Below are 19,913 nucleotides of genomic sequence, written 5' to 3'. Positions count from 1 at the left end.
ATATGAAGAAGATAACGGTAATAGGAGGAGGAAGTTGGGGAACAGCCTTAGGTAGGGTATTAGCCTCAAAAGACATCGAGGTTTCTCTTTTAGTTAGAAGGGAAGTCGTTTGTGATAGCATCAATAAGGAAAAAGAAAATCCTTTTTACCTTCCCGGAATTAAGCTTCCTAAAAAATTAAAAGCTACCTTAGACCCGGAAGAAGCTTTTGGTAACTCTGAGGCAATTTTTTGGGTGGTGCCTTCCTATGCCTTAAGACATCTGTTAGAAGGGTTAAAATCTTTGGCTGAACGGATAAAATATCATGTTTCTGCTATCAAGGGGATAGACTTAGAAACAGGAAAGACTCCTTATAATATATTAACGGAGTTGTTGCCTGAGGGTTGCGAAGTGATGGTGTTGGGAGGACCTTCTTTTGCTAAAGAGGTGGCTAAGGAGCTTCCTACAGCGGTGGTTTTGGCAGGTAAAAAAGAAGAAGAAACCAAAAGGATCCAAGAACTAATAGCTCAGCCTTATTTTAGGGTTTACAGAAGTGATGATCCCCTTGGGGTTGAGATTGCTGGTGCCATAAAAAACGTGATAGCCATAGCTTCTGGGATTTGCGACGGACTTCAATTAGGACTTAATGCCAGGGCTTCTTTGATAACCCGTGGTCTTATAGAGATGATACGTTTAGGTATCAAGATGGGTGGACAGCCTTCTACTTTTTATGGTCTTGCAGGCCTTGGAGATCTTGTTTTAACCTGTACAGGTGCCCTTTCTCGGAATTATCAAGTAGGATACCGAATAGGGAAGGGAGAAAAATTAGAAGATATCCTGCAAAACTTGAGAGAGGTAGCTGAAGGAGTTAAAACTGCTAAGGTAGTAAGAAGTTTAGCCCGTCATTTTAAGATAGAGATGCCTATCTGTGAAGAGGTTTACCATGTCCTTTTTGAAAAGGAAAACCCTCAAAAATGTTTAAAAAGGCTCCTTTCAAGGAGGCTTAAAAAAGAGTTTGAAAGCTTGGATATATTATCATAGGTGAGGAGGGTAAGTATGGGGTTAAAGCTTTTATTACATGTTCCTCAATCTGATAGGTTTGTACCAGCTTTAAAGATGGCGAAAAATTTTCTTAATGCTTGTAGGTCTGAAGAACAACCTTTGGTTAAAATAATCGTTAACTTTGAAGGAATAACCGTTTTAAAAGATTTTACTTCTTATACAGACCTTTTTAACGAGCTACTTGCTTTAGGAGGAGAGGTTTATTTTTGTGAAAACGCTTTAAAAGGATTTAACATACCTTTTGAGGCAGTGCCTAAAGGAGGTAAGACCGTTCCTGCTGGTATTAAAGCTTTAGTAGAGCTGCAACAGGAAGGATATGCCTATGTAAGGGCCTAAATGTTAGAAAATAGTTCTAAATACCAAAGGCTTTTTTAAGAGTTTCCAAAAAATCTTCTACCCTTTCTGTTTCTTCAAACTCAAAGATAAAATAGGTTTTTTTGTTTTGTACTTTTACGTTAACCTTTGTGCCAACCAGTTTACTTATTTCTTCAGACAAATATAAAAGATTAGGGTCAGGTTGTTTTATTTTTTTTGATTTATCTCCTGCTAAAAGCTTGTTAACCAGCCTTTCAGTTTCTCTTACTGAAAGTCCTTTTTGCAGGATAAGGTTTCTTACCTCTAATTGTTTTTCTTTAGAAATTAGGGATAGAAGGGCCTTAGCATGACCTACCGTAAGCTTTTCCTCCATAAGGTCTTGCTGAATTTCTTGAGGAAGGTTTAAAAGCCTGAGAAGATTAGCTACAGTGGCACGGTCTTTACCTACTTTGGCTGCAATCTCTTCTTGAGTATAACCGAACTTTTCTGCAAGGTTTTTATAAGCTATCGCCTCTTCTAAAGGATTTAGATTTTTCCTCTGCAAGTTTTCTATCAACGCAACTACTAAGACCTCTTCATCAGAAAGGTTTTTGATGATGGCAGGGACTTCAGAGATTCCAGCTTTTTTACAAGCTCTAAGCCTGCGTTCTCCTGCAATACACTCAAACAACCCTTCTCCTTTTTCTCGTACTAAAATAGGTTGCAAAATCCCTGTCTCTTTTATGGACTTAACCAGCTCTTCAAACTCTTCATCTTCTTTGTACACTAATCTGGGTTGTAGTGGAGAAAAAAGTATGTAATCTACAGGAATAAACCTTATGCCTTTATGGTCAGCTTTTTCTTGTAAAGAGATCTCCTGGTCTATGTCAGGGATTAGTTCAGAAAGCCCTTTGCCAAGTGCCTTTTTTTTCATGGGCCTTATCCTTGGATGTTAACTTTTTAACAGAGGAGGTACAAACCTTTGGTCTATCATTTTTTCTATTTGATAGGCCAAGCTAAGGAGTAAATCTTCTCTAAAATGAGGTCCTATTATCTGTAAACCTATAGGAAGACCCTCTGAGTTAAGACCTACTGGTAGGCTAAGACCAGGAAGTCCTGCCAGATTAACCGGGATGGTGAAGATGTCAGAAAGATACATCTGCAAGGGGTCAGTAATCTTTTCTCCTATTTTAAAAGGTGGGGTAGGGGTTACAGGGGTGATTAAGAGGTCAACCTGTTTAAAAGCCTCTAAAAAGTCCCTTAAAATCAGGGTTCTCACCTTAGAGGCCTTGAGATAAAAGGCATCATAGTATCCGGCAGAAAGGGCATAAGTCCCTATCATGATCCTTCTTTTTACTTCTTTCCCAAACCCTTTGGCTCTGGTTTTTTTATACATGTCGATTAGATTAGAGCTTTCTACTCTTAATCCATATTTAACACCGTCGTAACGTGCCAGATTTGATGAAGCCTCAGCAGGAGCGATAATGTAATAAGTAGCTACTGCATAGGGGGTATGAGGTAAAGACACTTCTTTAATATCATGGGTTTTCCTGAGTAGGTTTACTACCTCTTCGATCTTTTGTTTTATTTCTGGGTCCATTTCGGTTTGGAGATATTCCTTAGGAAGGCCTATGGTAAATTTAGTTTTTTCGTTTTGATTTATCACTTGTAAGTAGTCTGGTATGCTAACCGCGGCAGAGGTAGAGTCTTTTTCATCCTTTCCTGCGATGGCTTTTAAAAGTATAGCAATATCTTCTACAGTTAATCCGAAAGGTCCGATCTGATCTAAAGAAGAGGCAAAGGCTACCAAACCATAACGAGAGACCAGGCCATAGGTAGGTTTTAATCCCACTACTCCACAAAAAGCGGCAGGTTGTCTGATTGACCCTCCGGTATCAGAGCCTAAAGACCCAATCCCCATCCTTACAGCTACAGCCGCGGCAGAACCACCAGATGAGCCTCCAGGAACCCTTTCTAAATCCCAGGGATTTTTTGTGGTAAAAAAGGCAGAATTTTCTGTAGAAGATCCCATGGCAAACTCATCTAAGTTTGTCTTTCCTATCAACACAGCCCCTTCAGCCTTTAGTTTTTCAACCACCGTAGCTTCATAAGGGGCGATAAAGTTTTCTAAAATTTTGGAACCACAGGTAGTAGGATGTCCTTTGACACAGATGTTGTCTTTAATAGAAAGGGGAATTCCTAAAAGGCTTCCTTTTTCACCTTTTTTTCGTTTTTCATCAGCTTCCTTGGCTTTTAAAAGGGCTTCTTCTTCAAACAGATGTAAAAAGGCCTTGACCTCAGGATCAAACCTTTTAATTTGGTTAAACGTTTCTTCCACAAGCTCAACAGAGCTTATCTCTCCTTTTTCAAGCATCTCCAAAGCAATTTTTATGGTAAACTCTGTTATTGTTGTGCCTTTCATTACTCACCTCTCTTGAGTTTATGCAGGAGATTTCACTACTTTAGGAACCACTATCATGTTATCTTTCACCTTAGGAGAGTTAGCAAGCAACCCTTCTATGTTATCAAAAGATTTAACTTCATCTTCTCTGTAAGGGGTAGGGAGTTTTACGGCATGAAAGGTAGGTGGTACATCTTGAGTGTCTAAGGTTTGTAAGGTTTCAAAATAGTCTAAAATTTTAGAAAGCTCTTCAGAAAACTTTTTAGCCTCCTCTTCGTCAAATTCAAGCCTGCATAAGTGGGCGATCTTAAGTACTTCTTCTAAAGAAATAGGCATATTTTCCCTCCTAAAGGTTGAACGCTTGCTTTTTTGAGGTATAAGTATAACCAATTTTTGGCTTTTTTAAAGGCAAAAAAAGGAGGAAAACCTTTAACTAAAAAACTCAAAAGACTTGAAGAAAAAGCACACCCAGTCCCATGAAACTCAAGGTTTAACTTTTTTTTCCCTAAGGACACTTTATTTTCTTTTGAAAAGAAATAGTCGTAAATTTTATTCTTCCTTTGATAACCTGTAATCACCACCTGCCTGCATCCATATTCCAAAAGGTTTTTGGCTGCCTCCTCTAAATCTTCTGCAGTGTTTATATGTTTACCGGTTAGCAAAGAAGCTTCATAAAGATTAGGGGTAATAAAGTCTAAAAGAGGTAGTAGCTCCCTTTTGACCAAGTCTAAAAATTCTTCAGAAGAAAAAAGAGGATGATTTAGGGTAGCCTTAAGCACAGGGTCATAAACTACTGCTGAAAGTTGCTGCCGATATTTTCTAAGGTAAAAGACAAGTATTTCTAACACCTCGCAAGACCCAACCATACCTATTTTTACGCCGGTTACAGTTAGGTCAGAAAACACCATCTGTAAAGCTTCTTTAAAGTAATCTAAATCTATAGGGACCCAGCCTTTGAAAACAGAGGTGTTTTGCAGGGTAAGGGCAGTAGGTATACCACCTCCTTTTAAACCTAACAGAGAAAAGACCTTAACATCTACTAAAATTCCTGCTCCTCCTGAAGGGTCAAACCCTGCTAAAGAAAGGACGTACATCTATCCCTCTGCAATTATTTTCCTATACAAAAAGTCGAAAAGATTTGAGTCAAAAGGTCTTCGGTGGTAACCTCTCCTATGATTTCAGAAAGAGCAGAAATCGCCTCTCTTATTTCTATAGAGATGATCTCAGGAAGGGGATTAGGTTTTTTAAGCTCTTCTAAAGCGTTTTTTAGATACCTTATCGCCTTTTCTAAAGAAATTTTTTGTCTTAAGTTAGGTACTAAATCAGGTATCTCTGGTTCTTTACCTCCGGTGATTTTTTCAAAGATTTTTTTACCTAAAAGGTCTAAGTTTTTTCCTTCTTTTACAGAAATAGGTAAGTAGTCTTTGACCCCCCATTTTTCCAGTTCTTTCTCCCATGCTTCTAAATAGTTTGGTATTAAGTCTATCTTGTTGATTAAAACCAAGTGGGGGTAGATTTTTACCTCTTCAAAAAGGTTTTTTTCTTCTTCAGAAGGAGGAGAACTTACGTCTACCAAAAACAAGATAAGGTCTGCCTCTTTAAACTTGTGTTTAGCCCTTTCTACCCCTATTTTTTCTATAGGATCTTCTGTAGCCCTTATCCCGGCAGTGTCTATAAGTTTAACCGGAAGTCCCTCGATGGTTGCCTCTTCTTCTAAAAAGTCCCTGGTAGTCCCAGGGATAGGGGTAACGATAGCTCGTTCTTCTTTTAAAAGGGCGTTCATTAGAGAGGATTTGCCTACGTTAGGTTTTCCGGCTATCACTAAACTGATACCTTCTTTATATATCTTTCCTTCTTGATAATTTTTGATAAGCTGTTGTAATTGAGGGATAATTTGAGAGCTTATTTTTTCGATAAGTTGAGGTGGTTCAAGTATCTCAAGGTTTTCTTCTGGAAAGTCTATGGCGCTTTCTACCTGAGCTAGAAGGTCTAAGAGATTTTGTCTTATCTGGTTTATCTTTTCTGAAAGCCTGCCTAAAAGGGTATTTAAGGAGAGTTGGAGAGCCTTTTCTGTTTTGGCTGAGATCAACTCTTGAATGGCTTCTGCTTGAGAAAGGTCAATCCTTCCGTTGAGGTAAGCCCTTAAAGTAAACTCTCCTGGTTGAGCAAGCCTTGCCCCTGCTTTTAAAACAAGTTCTAAGATCTTTTTTAAAATAAGAGTCCCACTATGAGCATAAATCTCTACCACATCTTCTCTTGTATATGTCTTAGGTTTTTGCATGTAAACTGCCATAACCTCGTCTACTACTCTTTCTGTTTCTGGGTCCACGATAAAACCATAGTAAAGTCGATGAGACTGAAAGGAAGGTTGAGGTTTTTTAGTTTTAAATATTTGTTTTAAAATAGATAAAGCAGACTCACCGCTTATTTTGATGACACCTATAGCTCCACGCCCTAAGGGTGTAGAAATAGCAGCAATGGTATCTTCAGGATAAAGTTTAAGTTGCATAAAACATCAAGGGGGGAATCCCCCCTTATTCAAGGCTTATTGAGAGTTACTCCATTGCAGGATAACCTTTTTCTGTTTGCCTTCACCTTCTATCGTAGCGTCTATGTTTTCCTCAGTTTTAACCAAGTTAATTACAATCCTTTGCTCCCTTTGAGACCCAACCTTAATTACCTGAGGCTCTTTGGTGGTTTTTACTTTTTCTAAGGCTCTTTTCACCGCAGAAACAAGTCTTTTTTCTCTCTCTAAGTTAATTCCCTCAGGTTTTAACACAATCTTAGGCCCCACCCCTAAGGATTTGGCTACGATTTTATTAGTAAGAAACTCTAAAGCAGAGAGTACCTCTCCTCCGTTTTGCACAAGATACTTAAGGTCTTCACCTTTTAACAAAATTTCTATCTGGAGTTTGTCTTTTAAAAGGTTGGTTTGGGTTTCTATTTGAAAATCGGTGTAGTAAAAAAGGTCTTTTAGAAAAGTTAAGGCTTTGTTGGCTCTTTCGGAGAGCATCTTGTCTGGTTTAAGCTTAGCTTTGATTTTAATTTTTTTGCTGGGCATTCCTAAAAGTCCGGAAGAAGAGGTGACCTCTAAAATTTCCAACTCCAAATCTTCTGGCATACACCCTAATTCTTGGCAAGCAACCTCCAAAAGCTGGTCTAAACTTTTTCCCTCAAGTTCCTTCTCTAAAACCATAGTTCCCACCTCTCAGATTATTTTTTGGTTAATTTAAGAGTAAAATATTGTTGAACGATCGATAAAACATTGTTTACAAACCAGTATAAAACAAGCCCTGAAGGAAAGTTTATAAAAAGGATGGTAAAAAATATAGGCATAAAAAGCATAATTTTGGCTTGCATAGGATCAGGAGAGGAAGGAGTCAACTTTTGTTGTAAATACATCGAAATTCCCATCAAAATCGTAAGCACAGGTATACCACCTAAGTAAGGTATAACCAAGTTCCCTATGTAAAGCCTTTCAGGAGCACTAAGGTCGGTTATCCAAAGCATAAAAGGTGCATGTCTTAATTCTATCGCCATTAATAACACTTTATAAAAGGCGATAAAAACAGGTATCTGAATAAGAATCGGAAGACATCCTGAAAAAGGGTTTATCTTTTGAGTTCTATAAAGGTTCATCACTTCACGATTTAGACCTTGTGGGTCATCTTTATATTTTTCTCTTAGCCTCTGGATCACAGGCTGTAGTTCTTGCATTTTTTTCATACTTTTATAGCTTATGTGATTTAAGGGAAAGAAAAGGACCCTTAAAAGCAAGGTCATAATTATGATATCCCATCCAAAATTGTGGGTAAACTGATGGGTAAATTTTAACACATAAAGTAAAGGTTTAGCGATAAAATCAAAAATTCCAAAGTATAAGGCTTTGGTAAGTAAAGGAAACTCCTTTTGCATTTCTTCTAACTTTTTAGGCCCCATATACAGCTTAAACTGATAAGAAGCCACTTCACCTGGTTTAAGGTTTTCAACCGGAACCCAGAGGATAAACTCCTGCACTGTGTCAGTCAGGTTTCTAAAAGTAGCTTTTAGAGAGGAGTTACTAAATCCCTCAGGAATAACAGCTACCATAAAATAGTTGTCTTCATATCCCAAGTATTTTAAATTTCCTACGTATTCTTCAACCTTAGAATTTTTGAGTTTAACCTCGTTTAGATGATTGGTGTAATAAAAAGGACCTGTAAATACATATTTTGTTCCATCCACAAAGGGGGCAAAGGCACCTCTGAGAAGAAGTTTATCTGTAAGGGTTTGGTTACTTTGGTTGGTAATTTTGATTTTAAGGTCGATAAAATAGGATTGAGGTTTAAATTTTAGAGTTTTTTCTAAAGCTATCCCTTGATAGGATGTGTAAAAGGATAGCTCTTTTTCTCCATCTTTTTCTAATAAAACTACTTTAGAAGAAGAATTGGAATTGTAACCTAAAACCGCAAGCTCTGGTTTGGTTTCTAAGTAGACCTCAAGGGGTAAAGAGTAGGATCCCGCGGTTATGAGGTTTACCGGATCCTTTTTGATTCTGTCTTTAAAAAATTCTTTTAAAAAAAACTCGTTAAACCTTACCCCAGAGGTGGTAAGGGTAGCGTTGTATTTCGGAGAAACGATGACATAAGAAGGTAGATTGGATCTTTCAGAAAAGGTAGAATTATTAAGTAGGGTTGAGTTTGAAGATAAGGCTTGAGTGGTTGAGGCGTTGTTCTGACTAACCGTTGAATTAGATAAGGTTGAGTTAAATGTCGTTGGTTCAATAGAAGGAGCTGGGAAAAGCTTGAGATAGATATAATGGAAGAAAACTATCACCAAAAAAGAAAGTCCTAAAGCAATCAAAATCCTATTATCCATTTAAATTAAATCCTCCTTGCAGGATTTTTCGGTACAGGGTCGTATCCACCTTTACAGAAGGGATGACATCTAAGGATTCTTTTAATCCCTAAAAAAGTCCCTTTTAAAAGGCCAAACTCTAAGATTGCTTCTTTGGTATAATCACTACAGGAAGGATAAAACCTGCAGTTTATGTTAAAATACACTGAAAATATAGGTGAAATGATTTTTTTATACAAGTCTATCAAAAAAACAATCAAAGCTTTCATCTTAACTTTTTTAGTTCAACCAGTTTTTCTAAAACCTTAGCCCTAACCTCAGAAAAACTTAACTCCCCTATTCTGGGATGAGGTATAATTATAAAATCACATCCTTCAGGAAACAGTTCTTTATTTTTTCTAAAAATTTCTCTAATCCAGCGTTTTACCTTGTTTCTTTTAGTAGCCTTTCTAATTTTTTTAGAAACTACTATCCCTAACCTTCTTATTCCTAATTCGTTAGGTGCATAAAGCATTAGCAGTATAGATTCAACCCATACTTTTTTCCCATACTTAAAAACCTTCAGAAACTCTAAGTTTTTGTTTAAACGTTCCTTTTTAGAAAGGCCCTCTTTTTTCAAATTTTTTTAAGTTTAAGCAAATTTTAAACAGTTAAACGCCAACGGCCTTTTCTTCTTCTGTTTTTAAGGATCCTTCTGCCAGAACGGGTTTTCATCCTGGCTCTAAATCCATGTCTTCTTTTCATCTTCAAACGACTTGGTTGGTAAGTCCTCTTCATCTCCTTACCTCCATATTTCTAAAAATTATGATATTAACATCTTTTAAAAATTTTTCTACAGGATAAAATAAAAGAAAAATTTCCTATAAAGATAATATGGAAAAACATAAAATCAACCCAGTTTTATCCAGCATTCTTTTGGAAAAATACTACGAAGTTTTAAAACGAAAAGAAAGAGGCCTTTATTTTAGGCCTTTTAAGGATAGAACCCCTATTGATTTTGAAAAATACTTGGAAAAGGAAGGTTTTGTTATCATCGCTGAAATTAAAAAGACAAGCCCGTTAAAAGATAATTTTAGAGAGGATTTTGATCCCTTAGAGCTTGCCAAAAGTTATGTTAAAGGAGGGGCTAAAGCCATCTCAGTTATTACCGAAGAGATTTTTTTCAGAGGTTCTTTAGAATATCTTGCTGCCATAAGGACTATAACAGACCTGCCACTTTTAAGAAAAGACTTCGTCTTAGATCCCATACAGATAGAAGAGGCAAGAGCTTTTGGGGCAGACCTTGTTCTTTTGATAAGTACTATTTTAAACCAAGAAGACCTTAAGGAACTTTTTAAACATACCAAAAAATTAGGGTTAACTCCTTTGGTTGAGGTCCATGACGAAGAGGATTTAGAGAAGGCCCTTTCTGTAGGGGCAACTCTTATTGGGATTAACAACAGAAACTTAAAAACTCTAAAGGTTGACCAAAACCAAAGCTTAGCTCTTTTTGAAAAGATTCCTTCGAGATGTCAAGTAATAGCTGAAAGTGGCTATCACAGGCCTGAAGATTTAAAGCCTTTGATAAAGAAAGGTTTTAAAGGGGTATTGATAGGGACTTCTTTGGTTAAGGCCAAAAATCCTGAGAAAAAACTTAGAGCCTTTAAGGAGGTAGTAGATGGAGCTAAAACTTAATTTTGAAAAATTGGGAGGTCTTTTGCCAGCGGTTATTCAGGACTTTAAAACTTCTAAAGTTCTGATGGTGGGTTTTTTAAACGAAGAAGCTTTGAGGAAAACTTTAGAGACAGGTTTGATGCACTTTTATAGTAGAACGAGAAATAAAATATGGCTAAAAGGAGAAACTTCAAAACATTATCTGGTGGTAAAAGAGGTATTGGTTGATTGTGACGAAGATACCTTACTTTTTAAGGTAGACCCTAAGGGTCCTGTATGCCATGAAGGATATGGTAGTTGTTTTTATAGAAAACTTGGAGAAAAGGGTTTAGAAATCATAGAAGAGAAACTATTTAATCCGGAGGAGGTTTATGGAAAAAAAGCTTAAGTTTGGCATTCCTAAGGGAAGTTTAGAAAAGGCAACCATCGATCTTTTTGAAAAGGCGGGGTGGACGATAGATGTTCATCACAGAAACTATTTTCCCGAGGTTGATGATTGTGAGTTAGAGATGGTGATATGTAGACCTCAAGAGATGAGTAGATATGTAGAATTAGGTATACTTGATGCAGGAATTACCGGAAAAGACTGGATTTTAGAAAATAATTCAAAGGTCGTGGTGGTAGAAGACCTGATTTACTCTAAAGTAAGCAAGAAACCTGCGAGATGGGTTTTGGCAGTAAAAGAAGGATCAGGAATAGAAAAGCTTGAAGACTTAGCAGGAAAAAAGATCAGCACAGAGCTTGTCCAGTTTACAAGGAGGTTTTTTGAAGAAAGAGGCATTCCCGTTGAAGTAAGCTATTCTTGGGGTGCTACAGAGGCTAAGGTTGTACAAGGTCTTTGTGATGCCATCGTTGAGGTTACAGAGACAGGTACTACCATCAGAGCTCACGGTTTAAAGATTATTTATGAAATGTTGATTACCTATCCACAGCTAATAGCCAACGAAAAAGCCTGGGAAGATCCATGGAAAAGAAAAAAGATAAACCAAATTTCAGTTTTACTTAAAGGTGCCCTTAACTCTCATAAGAAAGTAGGACTAAAGATGAACGTGCCTGCTTCTAATCTTGAAAAAATTATTGCGGTATTACCAAGTATTACCTCTCCAACCATTGCCCAGCTCTATAACAAAGACTGGTATGCGTTAGAGGTGATTGTGTCAGAAAAAGAGGTGAGAGACCTTGTACCTAAACTTTTAGAGTTAGGGGCTGAAGGAATCATAGAATATAGCTTAAACAAAGTTATCTAAACAAAAGGTGATTTTAAAAAGAGGTGCAACATGCAGAGACTTCCTTTAGCTTATATAATTCCTGGTATGAAAACTTACGAAGAGGTAGTAGATGCAAACGGAAGAACCCTTTGTGGCAAAGGGGTAGAGCTTACCGAAGAACATTTAAAAAGGTTTCAAGAGTTTGGGGTACAGTTTATTACGGTTGAAGGGCTTAAAGTAAGGCTTCCTTGGGAAAAGACTTTAGAAGAAGAGTTAGAAGGTTTAGAAAAGAGGTTTGAAGGGATTTCTGACCCTGTTCTACTTAACATAAAAGAAGTGTTAAAGGAGTTTTTGCTGGAAAAATATAAAGAAACTTAGGAGATTTTATGGATCCCTATGAAAAGAGAAAAGAAGTAAGGAGAAAGCTTCGTAAACTAGAAGGATTGCCTACCCTACCTCCTATCGTGCAAAGACTAAATACCATGGTAGAGGACGAAAGGGTTTCTATAGGACAGATAGCAGAGTTGATAGAAAAAGACCAGGTAATAACCTCTAAAATCCTAAGGCTTGCTAACTCAGCTTTCTATGGTTTTCCAAGGAGAGTGAGTACGGTTCAAAATGCTCTGATGTTACTCGGTATCAACGTGATCAAGATTTTGATCACCACCTCATCTATTTTTGAGATTTTACATAAAGAAGATGTAGGATTGTGGGAACATTCTGTTGGGGTGGCTGCCTGTGCTAAAATTCTTGCAGAAAAGGTAGAACTAAAAGAACCTCAAGAAATAGCTACAGCAGGGCTTTTACATGACCTGGGAAGGGTGATAGAAAAGGTAGCCTTTTTACAGGAATACAACCAGATAATAGAATTTATCAAAAAAGAAAAAAAAGATCCTTTGAAAGCAGAAGAAGAGGTTTTAGGAATAAACCATGCAGAGATTGGGGCTTTTTTGATGAGACAATGGAATTTACCAGAAAGATTGATAGAGGCAGTAGAGGCTCATCACGACCTTTCTAAGGCTAAAGAGTTTAAAAAGGAGGCTGCGGTAATCCATCTTGCTGATGTCTTAATTCATGCAAGAGGTTATGGTGAAAGCCTTTACAAGAAAGTACCTCCTCTTGACGAAAAAGCTTTTAAAATCCTTAAGCTTGATTTTTCTTTTATCAAAGAATTGTTTTTTAAACTTGAGCCTAAACTTTATGAGCTTAAATTTTTTACTGAAGAACTTAAAAAAGAAACAGAAGGTATGTAGGGTGGATGTCTAAGACCATCTATCTGTTTTTGAAAAGAGATAAAATCTTTAAAAAATGGAAAGAACAGCTTTTTTTCGAGCTTAAAGAGAGATATTTTCTTAAGTTTTTTTATTCTTCTAAGTTTTTGTTAGAAAATTTTTTATTTAAGCCACCAGATATGGTTCTTTTTAACTACGAAAAGGACCCTTTAGCCTTTGAACAAATAATAAGTCTTAAGAAAAATTTTAATCTCACCGGTATTCCTGTTATATTGGTAGTTAATGGTTTAGACTTTGAGTTTTTGATAAATAAAGCTGAGGTGGTAGACGATTTTGTAATCATTCATGAAGATTTAAAAGAAGTTATCCTTAGAATAGAATATGCTTTTAAACGAATAGAGAGGATTTCTGACACCAACCCTCTCACCGGGTTACCTGGGAATACTTCTATTTCTAAATATTTAGAAAAGATTCTTAAAGAAAAACAAAAGGTAGCCATAGGGTATGTAGATTTAGACAATTTCAAAGTGTATAACGATGTGTATGGTTTTTCAAGAGGGGATGAGCTTATCAAAAATTTAGCAAGGATTTTAGCCACAACCTTAAATGAAAAGGTAGGCCAAGGGTATTTTCTGGGGCACATAGGAGGAGATGATTTTGTTTTTGTGGTTCCCATCGAAAAAGGGGAAGAGGTTGCTAAAGAAATCATCAAAAAATTTGAAACAACCCTTTCTATATTTTTAGAAGAAGAAGATTTAAAAAGAGGATATTTTATAACCAAAGACAGACAAGGACGGTTAGGACAAATTCCTTTGCCTTCGGTTTCTATAGCTTTAGTACCGATTTATCCTAATAGGTTTAAATACTTAGGTGAGATTTCACAGAGAGCAGCTGAAGTAAAAGCCTTGGTAAAGAAGATGCCAGGAAGTAACTATTTTATGGACAGGAGAAAATAAAAAATTTTATAAAAGGGGAGAGCTATGGGAATAGTTTATGACGAGGTCTGGTTTACTACTTCTCGAGAGATAAAGGTTTGCGAGGACAATATTAAGAGTTTGACAAAAAAGCTTGAAGCTTTAGAAAAGGAGTTAAACGTTAAAGTTTCTGAATTAGAGGAGCAACAGATTAAAGATAACCCTAAACTTAAGAAGTTATGGCAAACCTATAAAGCTTTAGAGTCAGAAAAGCAAAGGTTAGCAGGGCTAAAAGCCTTTATGGAAAAAAGTTAAAACCTTGTATAGGCCTTCTTAAGGTTAAGTAATTTTTTAGACTCTATAAGCTCTGCCTGTTTTTCTTTAAGTAATTTTTCTAAAAATTCCACCAGGTTAAAGATAGATTTTAGCTCTTCTTGTTTTATGTCTTTTAAATATTGTTCCCAGTTTAGGTCTATTTCTTCATAGATTGTTAAAGCTCTATCTAAATTTTGATTCTTTATAGCAAGTTCTATTTCAATTAGTCTTTCTTTGAGTTTTGAGATTGACATTTAATTTCTTCCCAGGCTTTTTTGAGTTTTTCTAAAATCTCTATGCTGTCTGCGATTTTCTTTGCATCGTTTTGAGAGTTTGCCACAATCAACTCGTTTAAAAGAGTTTGATATACTTCATTCAGGTTTCTGGCGATATCTCCTCCTTTTTCGAGGTTAAGAGACCCTTGCAGGTAGGCTATGATATCAGTAGCCTTTCCTAAGTTTTCTGCCTTCTTTTTTATATCTTCAGGTTTGTTTAATCCAGATTCTATAACGTTTTTAGAAATTTTTAGACAGGAAATAGCCTTAGCATAAAGCATAACTACTAAGTCTAAAGGATCGGCATTTTTAACCTGATTTTCCAGGTAGTTATAAACCGTTTTAACCATAAATCCTCCTAAAGATTTAGTTTATTTTGATTCAGACAGAGGTGTGGCAAAACTTTGTAGCTTAGATTTTAACTGATCATTTCTATACATAAGGGCTTCTATTTTACTAAAAGTTAGCCTTAATTTGCTTTCTTCTTTGGCTATAGATTCTTGTAAGGAAGAAATTTTTTTATCTATAAGGGTTGTTTGAAGGTTTTGTCTACTTTGATAGATATTAAAAGCAGAGTTAAGATTGGTTAAAGTTTTAGAGAAGTTATTTTTGAATTCATAAATAGCTTGTTTTACTTGATCAGGGTTTTTTTCCAAAAGGTTGTTTAGGGTTGAGGTATTGATAGAAAAATTTCCATCATCATCTACGTTGATAATCCCCAATTTTATAAGTGGTTGAAAGTTAGTTAAAAATTGGGTTTTAACCTGGGTAAGCATAGCATTACCTTGAAAAAGTTGGCCTTTGTCGGTGTTAGCTTTTACTAAGCTAAGCACAGAGTTTAGGTTGTCTAAAACTTTAGACAACCCAGATGAAACCGCTGAATAATCATCTTTTATGGTTATAGAGGTGCTACCTGTTTTTTTTACATTTACGGTTAAACCAGGTAGGAGATTATTCACGGTTGTCCCAGCACTTTCTATGGTGTTTGTTCCTATTTGGATTTTTGTATTTTTAGCTTCTTGTAAGGTGGTAAGTCCACCTAATACAGCAGGAAAGTTCCCCTCTACCTGGATGACTGTATCTTGGTCTTGGGTTTCTTTGGTAGAGGCCTCTGCGTTTTTTTCAGCAAGCATGAGTTTATAAGAAGTACCGTCATAAAACACTGAAGCTGTGACCTTGTCTTGGGATTGATTTATGGTGTCTACTAAATTTTGAAGGTTTCCACCACCAAAGTTAATGGTAAAGGTTTGATAATCGGTGTTAGAAGTATAGTATTTTAAATCAAAAGTTGTTGCGTCTATGGAACTGGATAAGCTTTCTACCCCTTGGGTGGAAATCCTGGTTTCTGTCTGAGAAAGTTGAGTAACATTAAGATTTAATAAAACGTTAGGGGTATCCTTGGTAGCTGAAGCCGAAAGGATTGAACTATCACCTACCACAGCAGTCTTGTTTTTAAACAAATTTTCTACGTTTAAGCTGTCTATCGAAGATTGAGCACTTTTTATAGCCCCAAGCAAATTGGCTATAGCAGTATTTTTAATTTGAAGAGTAGCTTTATCCTGTTGAAGTTTATTAAGGGTTTTTAATTTAGGTTGTAATATACCTTGAACCATCGAATCTATGTCAAGCAGTCCTGTTACGTTGTTTAAATACAAAGGGTTGTCTGCCATGGTTTATACCTCTTTTTGTAGTAACAAACCTTTTAGTTCTTCTAATTTTAGATTATCAGAAAAATTCATTTCTCGAAAGTATTTGAGAAGTTTTAAGCTTTCTTCCCATGGAATTTGACGTAAAACTTCCTTGGTTTCTTTGTCTAAAATTTTAAAAATAGGCAAATTTAACTCGTGGTCTATCTCTACCTTTAATTCTTTACTTAATGGGTCCAATCTTTTGTTTAAAGCTTCGATAAATTTGTTAAAATTTTTCAACGTTTCTTTGAGTTGCTTTTGGTTCATAGTTAAGGATTCTTGGGTAGAACTGCCTTTAGAAGAAAAGGTCGTATCATAGGATTTTTCAGGAGAAGAGGTTTGGTCTCGAGGTTTTATGGTAACCTCTTGCGAGGATAAAAAAACATCAAAGGATTGACTATCTATCTTTTTTATGTTCATAGGCACGCTCCTTTATTTTCTCAAATAATATTATCGGATAAATTTAAAAAAACTTAAGGCCTAAATAAAAAATTTTTTTAATTTTTTAGGCTGAATAAAAGGGTAGAAATTTTATAGGTGCTATCTTGCAAAAATTGGTTTAGAGGCTATTATATTTAATCAATAAGCAGTTTCAGTTTTGCCCCCGTAGCTCAGGAGGATAGAGCACGAGATTCCTAATCTCGGTGTCGCAGGTTCGAATCCTGCCGGGGGCGTTCCTAGTAAGTTCCCTATGTTTCAAACTTTTTAAAGCTAAAGTCTTTTAAAAAATGGTTTTAAGAAACATTTTTAATTTTGGACTTACATTTTTAATTTTGGTTTGACAAAATGCGAGTTAAGATTAAAATAGAACGGCGAGCGAAAATATAAAAAATTAATATTTTAATAAGTTTTTTTTTCTAAAAAGAGGGGGATTTTATGGTTGGAAAAGAAAAGGGTTTTTTGATGGATCAGCAGGACAAAAAAGTAAGAGAACAATTAGCTAAAATAAAGCATAAAATTATGGTAATGTCTGGTAAAGGTGGAGTAGGTAAAAGCACCATTTCGGTTAACGTAGCTGTGGGATTATCCTTACAAGATTTTATGGTAGGTCTTTTAGATGTAGACCTTCATGGACCAAGTATCCCTAAAATGTTAGGTGCAAGAGATCTGAGAATCTCTCGAAAACCAGACGGAAGGATGGGAGCTATCAAATATTCTCCTAATTTAAAGTTTCTTTCCATCGAACCTCTTTTACCTTCCGAAGATACAGCTATTATCTGGAGAGGTCCTATCAAACATTCGGCTATCAAACAATTTATAGGAGATATAGACTGGGGAGAGCTTGATTATTTAGTGATAGACGCTCCTCCGGGTACCGGAGACGAGCCATTAACTGTCGCAAAAACCATCCCTGATGCTTATGCTTTAATCGTGACCACCCCTCAGGAGGTTTCGTTGATAGATGTTAAGAAGTCTATAAGGTTCTGTCAGAAGATAAAGATGAGGATTTTAGGGATAGTAGAAAACATGAGTGGGTTTATCTGTCCCCACTGTGGAAAACCCATCGATCTTTTTAAAAGAGGAGGGGGGCAAAAATTAGCAGATGAATTAGGGATAAGGTTTTTAGGTAGGATACCTGTTGATCCAAGGGTAGTTGACACTGGAGATACAGGAAGACCGGTTGTTGCTGCTTATCCAGAAAGTGTTACTGCCAAAGCCTTTGAAGAACTGGTTAGAAATATTATAGCTGCTACTGAAGAGATGCGAGCAGATGTCTTAGAAGAAAGGTTTATGAGGATTGCAGTGCCGGTGACTACACCACCTAATAAGATAGAAACTTCTCTGGAAAATTTTGACATGTTTTTAGTTTATGATATAGAAAACAATAAAATCTTGGTCAAAGATTTAGTAAAAAAGCCTAAAAATCAAGACCTTTTTTCATTTTTGGCAGAACAGGTGGCTACCCACATTTTACTCTATGCTCCACCTAAGGAGCTTGCCGATGATTTAGTCAAACAAGGAATAAGAGTTTTGGTGGCTGAAACTTTGGAAGAAAACCCTGATAGTTTGATAGAAGAATACATCAATCAAAAAAGCTTACATTAAAGGTGGAAGTTTTTTATTTTACTTATACTGGGTTTTCGGAAGTTGTAGCAAGGGAGATTTCTTCTTTTTTAAGGGTAAACCCTAAAAAAATAGAAACTTATAGATTACCTTATTTTTTTTGGCTTTTTCTGTCTTTTATTCCATATTTTCCTGTTAAAAGTTGGTTTGAACCACCTAAAGAAGAAAAAATAATAGTTTGTTTTCCTAAATGGACTTTTAACTGTCCTCCAGTAACTTATTTTTTAAAAAAAATAAGGTGTAAACACCTGTTTTTGGTGGTTTGTTATAAAGGGTGGGGGGAAAAACATTATAAAAAAATTTATAGATCTTTAGGTTTAACAAATTCAGAAAGCGTAGAAATTTTCTTTATAAAGAAAAAGAATTGGCAAAGAGATTTATCGAAAATTATAGCTGTATTTAAGGGAGAAGGGTATGCCTCAGCAGGAAGTATTAGACCAGCTTGAAAGAAAAAATAAAGAACTTTTAGCTTTACTTGAGATCAGTAAAATTTTAAGTTCTTCTTTTAATATGCAGCATAATCTTTATAAAAGCTTAAAAGTTCTTTCAGACATTTTGGACATGCAAAGAGCAACCATAACACTTTATGACAGTGAAACTAACACTTTACATATCTCAGTAGCTTATGGACTTACCCCAGAGCAGGTTAAAAAAGGTATTTATAAAAAGGGTGAAGGTATAGTGGGAAAGGTTTTTGATACAGGAGAGCCTATAATTATACCTAACATCGGAAAGGAGCCAATGTTTTTAAATAAAACCGGAGCGAGATTAACCAAAGAAAATATTTCTTTTTTGTGTGTTCCTCTCAAGATAGAAGGCGAGGTATTAGGTGTTCTTTCAGTAGATAGAATATTTAACGAAGAAATAGACCTTAAAGAGGATATCAGGTTTTTAAACATAGTAGCTACTCTATTTTCACAATATTTAAAGCTCTATCAGATGTTTAAAAAGGAGAAAGAAGAAAAAGAGAGCTTATCTTTAGAACTTAAGGGTAAGTATCAATTTAGGAATCTTATCGGTATTTCTGATAAGATGCAGCAGGTGTTTAAGCTTGCCATTAAAGCTGCTAAGTGTAAAGCTAATATTTTAGTTATAGGAGAGAGTGGAACAGGGAAAGAACTTATAGCTAAGGCCATTCATTTTGAAAGCGATCGGGCTAATGGACCTTTTATAGCTATTAACTGTGCTGCCATCCCTGAAACCCTTCTTGAAGCGGAACTTTTTGGTTATAAAAAAGGAGCCTTTACCGGTGCTCTTATCTCAAAACCAGGTAAATTTGAACTTGCTAACGGTGGAACCATCTTCTTAGATGAAATAGGAGATTTACCTCTTTCTTTACAGGCTAAAATTTTAAGGGTTATACAAGAAAAGACCTTTGAAAGGATAGGAGATACTAAATCGATAAAGGTTGACGTAAGGATTATAGCGGCAACTAACAGAGATTTAGAAGAAATGGTAAGAGAAGGGAATTTCAGAGATGACCTATACTTTAGATTAAATGTAATACCTATTTATTTACCTCCTCTAAGAGAAAGAAAAGAAGACATCCCTCTTTTAGTAGACCATTTTCTTAAAAAATTTAATCAAGAGTATAACAAGAACGTACAGATTTCTTCAGAGATAATGGAAAAGTTTATGGCTTACCATTGGCCTGGAAACGTAAGGGAGCTTGAGAATACGTTGGAGAGGTTGGTAGTTTTGGCAGAAAAAGATTTTATTACTTTAGAAGAGCTTCCTTTTTATATAAGGCAAGCTTCTTTAGAAGATCAAATAAAAAAAGAAAAGGGTTTTAAAGAAAGACTTTTACCTAATCATATAGAGCTCATAGAAAAGAAGGCTATAGAGGAGGCACTTAAAGCGTGTAGATATAACCAGACTAAAGCCGCTAAGATGCTTGGGCTTACCAAAAGACAAATAAGCTATAGGATAAAAAAATATGGTATACTCACAAAGTAGTTTATCTTTTTGTTCTAATTAAACATTTTTGTATTTT

The 19,913-nt window shown here is 35.9% G+C and carries 26 protein-coding genes and 1 tRNA gene; 13 read left to right on the top strand and 14 right to left on the bottom strand.

The window, feature by feature from the left end; all coding sequences use genetic code 11:
- The first annotated feature begins 2 nt into the window (after nt 1-2).
- Nucleotides 3-1,019, top strand: a complete 1,017-nt coding sequence (locus tag G580_RS0103265) for an NAD(P)H-dependent glycerol-3-phosphate dehydrogenase (RefSeq protein ID WP_028841028.1) — start codon at nt 3-5, stop codon at nt 1,017-1,019.
- Between the two features lie 15 nt (nt 1,020-1,034).
- Nucleotides 1,035-1,376 carry a DsrE family protein gene (locus tag G580_RS0103260; protein ID WP_038041439.1) on the top strand — a complete coding sequence of 114 codons (342 nt, stop codon included), beginning with the start codon at nt 1,035-1,037 and terminating at the stop codon, nt 1,374-1,376.
- Between the two features lie 16 nt (nt 1,377-1,392).
- Here the strand turns inward: G580_RS0103260 and G580_RS0103255 are convergent, their stop codons facing one another.
- Genes G580_RS0103255 through rpmH form a run of 10 tightly spaced genes read right to left on the bottom strand, consistent with a single transcriptional unit; the run spans nt 1,393 to nt 9,348 of the window.
- Entirely contained in the window at nt 1,393-2,268 is an 876-nt protein-coding gene (locus G580_RS0103255) for a ParB/RepB/Spo0J family partition protein (protein ID WP_028841026.1), read from the bottom strand.
- An 18-nt stretch (nt 2,269-2,286) separates the two neighbouring features.
- Entirely contained in the window at nt 2,287-3,756 is a 1,470-nt protein-coding gene (gatA, locus tag G580_RS0103250; protein WP_028841025.1) for an Asp-tRNA(Asn)/Glu-tRNA(Gln) amidotransferase subunit GatA, read from the bottom strand.
- An 18-nt stretch (nt 3,757-3,774) separates the two neighbouring features.
- Nucleotides 3,775-4,071 (bottom strand): Asp-tRNA(Asn)/Glu-tRNA(Gln) amidotransferase subunit GatC, encoded by a 297-nt coding sequence (gene gatC / locus G580_RS0103245; RefSeq protein ID WP_028841024.1) that lies wholly within the window; start codon nt 4,069-4,071, stop codon nt 3,775-3,777.
- On the bottom strand, nt 4,056-4,829 hold the full coding sequence (gene thiD, locus G580_RS0103240) for a bifunctional hydroxymethylpyrimidine kinase/phosphomethylpyrimidine kinase (RefSeq protein ID WP_028841023.1): 774 nt from the start codon (nt 4,827-4,829) through the stop codon (nt 4,056-4,058). The genes gatC and thiD overlap by 16 nt, the downstream gene beginning before the upstream one ends.
- A gap of 14 nt (nt 4,830-4,843) precedes the next feature.
- A complete protein-coding gene (gene mnmE, locus G580_RS0103235) occupies nt 4,844-6,244 on the bottom strand; it encodes a tRNA uridine-5-carboxymethylaminomethyl(34) synthesis GTPase MnmE (RefSeq protein WP_028841022.1) in 1,401 nt (466 codons plus the stop codon).
- A 36-nt stretch (nt 6,245-6,280) separates the two neighbouring features.
- Complete coding sequence (locus G580_RS0103230) at nt 6,281-6,931, bottom strand: Jag family protein (RefSeq protein WP_028841021.1); 651 nt, start codon at nt 6,929-6,931, stop codon at nt 6,281-6,283.
- 17 nt (nt 6,932-6,948) lie between these two features.
- Nucleotides 6,949-8,592, bottom strand: coding sequence for a membrane protein insertase YidC (gene yidC / locus G580_RS0103225; RefSeq protein WP_028841020.1), 1,644 nt, complete (start codon nt 8,590-8,592; stop codon nt 6,949-6,951).
- A gap of 5 nt (nt 8,593-8,597) precedes the next feature.
- Entirely contained in the window at nt 8,598-8,840 is a 243-nt protein-coding gene (gene yidD, locus G580_RS0103220) for a membrane protein insertion efficiency factor YidD (RefSeq protein ID WP_028841019.1), read from the bottom strand.
- Entirely contained in the window at nt 8,837-9,190 is a 354-nt protein-coding gene (rnpA, locus tag G580_RS0103215) for a ribonuclease P protein component (protein WP_028841018.1), read from the bottom strand. The genes yidD and rnpA overlap by 4 nt, the downstream gene beginning before the upstream one ends.
- Before the next feature lie 23 nt (nt 9,191-9,213).
- Nucleotides 9,214-9,348 carry a 50S ribosomal protein L34 gene (gene rpmH / locus G580_RS0103210; RefSeq protein WP_022854885.1) on the bottom strand — a complete coding sequence of 45 codons (135 nt, stop codon included), beginning with the start codon at nt 9,346-9,348 and terminating at the stop codon, nt 9,214-9,216.
- Nucleotides 9,349-9,444: 96 nt separating this feature from the next.
- On the opposite strand from rpmH, the gene trpC reads away from it, so the two are divergent.
- From trpC to G580_RS0103175, 7 genes are read left to right on the top strand one after another with little or no spacing between them, the layout of a single operon-like run.
- Nucleotides 9,445-10,245: an indole-3-glycerol phosphate synthase TrpC gene (trpC, locus tag G580_RS0103205; protein WP_028841017.1), complete on the top strand. Its 801-nt coding sequence runs from the start codon at nt 9,445-9,447 to the stop codon at nt 10,243-10,245.
- Entirely contained in the window at nt 10,229-10,612 is a 384-nt protein-coding gene (hisI, locus tag G580_RS0103200; RefSeq protein WP_028841016.1) for a phosphoribosyl-AMP cyclohydrolase, read from the top strand. The genes trpC and hisI overlap by 17 nt, the downstream gene beginning before the upstream one ends.
- Nucleotides 10,596-11,471, top strand: a complete 876-nt coding sequence (gene hisG / locus G580_RS0103195) for an ATP phosphoribosyltransferase (protein WP_028841015.1) — start codon at nt 10,596-10,598, stop codon at nt 11,469-11,471. Before hisI ends, hisG begins: the two co-directional genes overlap by 17 nt.
- A gap of 30 nt (nt 11,472-11,501) precedes the next feature.
- The gene (locus G580_RS0103190) at nt 11,502-11,810 is read left to right on the top strand and encodes a hypothetical protein (protein ID WP_022854880.1); all 309 of its coding nucleotides are present in this window, start codon (nt 11,502-11,504) and stop codon (nt 11,808-11,810) included.
- 8 nt (nt 11,811-11,818) lie between these two features.
- A complete protein-coding gene (locus tag G580_RS0103185; protein WP_028841014.1) occupies nt 11,819-12,685 on the top strand; it encodes an HDOD domain-containing protein in 867 nt (288 codons plus the stop codon).
- Nucleotides 12,686-12,690: 5 nt separating this feature from the next.
- Nucleotides 12,691-13,620, top strand: coding sequence for a GGDEF domain-containing protein (locus tag G580_RS09760; protein ID WP_051173024.1), 930 nt, complete (start codon nt 12,691-12,693; stop codon nt 13,618-13,620).
- Between the two features lie 24 nt (nt 13,621-13,644).
- The gene (locus G580_RS0103175; protein WP_028841013.1) at nt 13,645-13,893 is read left to right on the top strand and encodes a hypothetical protein; all 249 of its coding nucleotides are present in this window, start codon (nt 13,645-13,647) and stop codon (nt 13,891-13,893) included.
- Here G580_RS0103175 and G580_RS0103170 read toward each other — a convergent pair.
- The 4 genes from G580_RS0103170 to G580_RS10940 are packed head-to-tail and all read right to left on the bottom strand — an operon-like array spanning nt 13,890 to nt 16,276.
- Complete coding sequence (locus G580_RS0103170; RefSeq protein WP_028841012.1) at nt 13,890-14,147, bottom strand: hypothetical protein; 258 nt, start codon at nt 14,145-14,147, stop codon at nt 13,890-13,892. The genes G580_RS0103175 and G580_RS0103170 overlap by 4 nt on opposite strands.
- A complete protein-coding gene (fliS, locus tag G580_RS0103165) occupies nt 14,117-14,518 on the bottom strand; it encodes a flagellar export chaperone FliS (RefSeq protein WP_028841011.1) in 402 nt (133 codons plus the stop codon). Before fliS ends, G580_RS0103170 begins: the two co-directional genes overlap by 31 nt.
- A 21-nt stretch (nt 14,519-14,539) precedes the next feature.
- A complete protein-coding gene (gene fliD / locus G580_RS0103160) occupies nt 14,540-15,838 on the bottom strand; it encodes a flagellar filament capping protein FliD (RefSeq protein WP_028841010.1) in 1,299 nt (432 codons plus the stop codon).
- Between the two features lie 3 nt (nt 15,839-15,841).
- Nucleotides 15,842-16,276, bottom strand: a complete 435-nt coding sequence (locus G580_RS10940) for a flagellar protein FlaG (protein ID WP_051173022.1) — start codon at nt 16,274-16,276, stop codon at nt 15,842-15,844.
- A 180-nt stretch (nt 16,277-16,456) separates the two neighbouring features.
- Between G580_RS10940 and G580_RS0103150 the strand changes: the two genes are divergently transcribed.
- From G580_RS0103150 to G580_RS0103135, 4 genes are all read left to right on the top strand, one after another.
- A tRNA-Arg gene (locus G580_RS0103150) sits at nt 16,457-16,530 on the top strand.
- A 202-nt stretch (nt 16,531-16,732) separates the two neighbouring features.
- Nucleotides 16,733-17,902, top strand: coding sequence for an Mrp/NBP35 family ATP-binding protein (locus G580_RS0103145; RefSeq protein ID WP_028841009.1), 1,170 nt, complete (start codon nt 16,733-16,735; stop codon nt 17,900-17,902).
- 2 nt (nt 17,903-17,904) lie between these two features.
- Nucleotides 17,905-18,366 carry a hypothetical protein gene (locus G580_RS0103140; RefSeq protein ID WP_028841008.1) on the top strand — a complete coding sequence of 154 codons (462 nt, stop codon included), beginning with the start codon at nt 17,905-17,907 and terminating at the stop codon, nt 18,364-18,366.
- Nucleotides 18,335-19,876, top strand: coding sequence for a sigma-54 interaction domain-containing protein (locus G580_RS0103135; RefSeq protein ID WP_028841007.1), 1,542 nt, complete (start codon nt 18,335-18,337; stop codon nt 19,874-19,876). The genes G580_RS0103140 and G580_RS0103135 overlap by 32 nt, the downstream gene beginning before the upstream one ends.
- The last annotated feature ends 37 nt before the right edge of the window (nt 19,877-19,913 follow it).

Source organism: Thermodesulfobacterium hveragerdense DSM 12571, assembly GCF_000423845.1.
In the GTDB taxonomy this organism is placed as follows: domain Bacteria; phylum Desulfobacterota; class Thermodesulfobacteria; order Thermodesulfobacteriales; family Thermodesulfobacteriaceae; genus Thermodesulfobacterium; species Thermodesulfobacterium hveragerdense.
The sequence above is the reverse complement of the archived record's forward strand: the minus strand, read 5'-3'. Positions and strand labels throughout refer to the sequence as shown.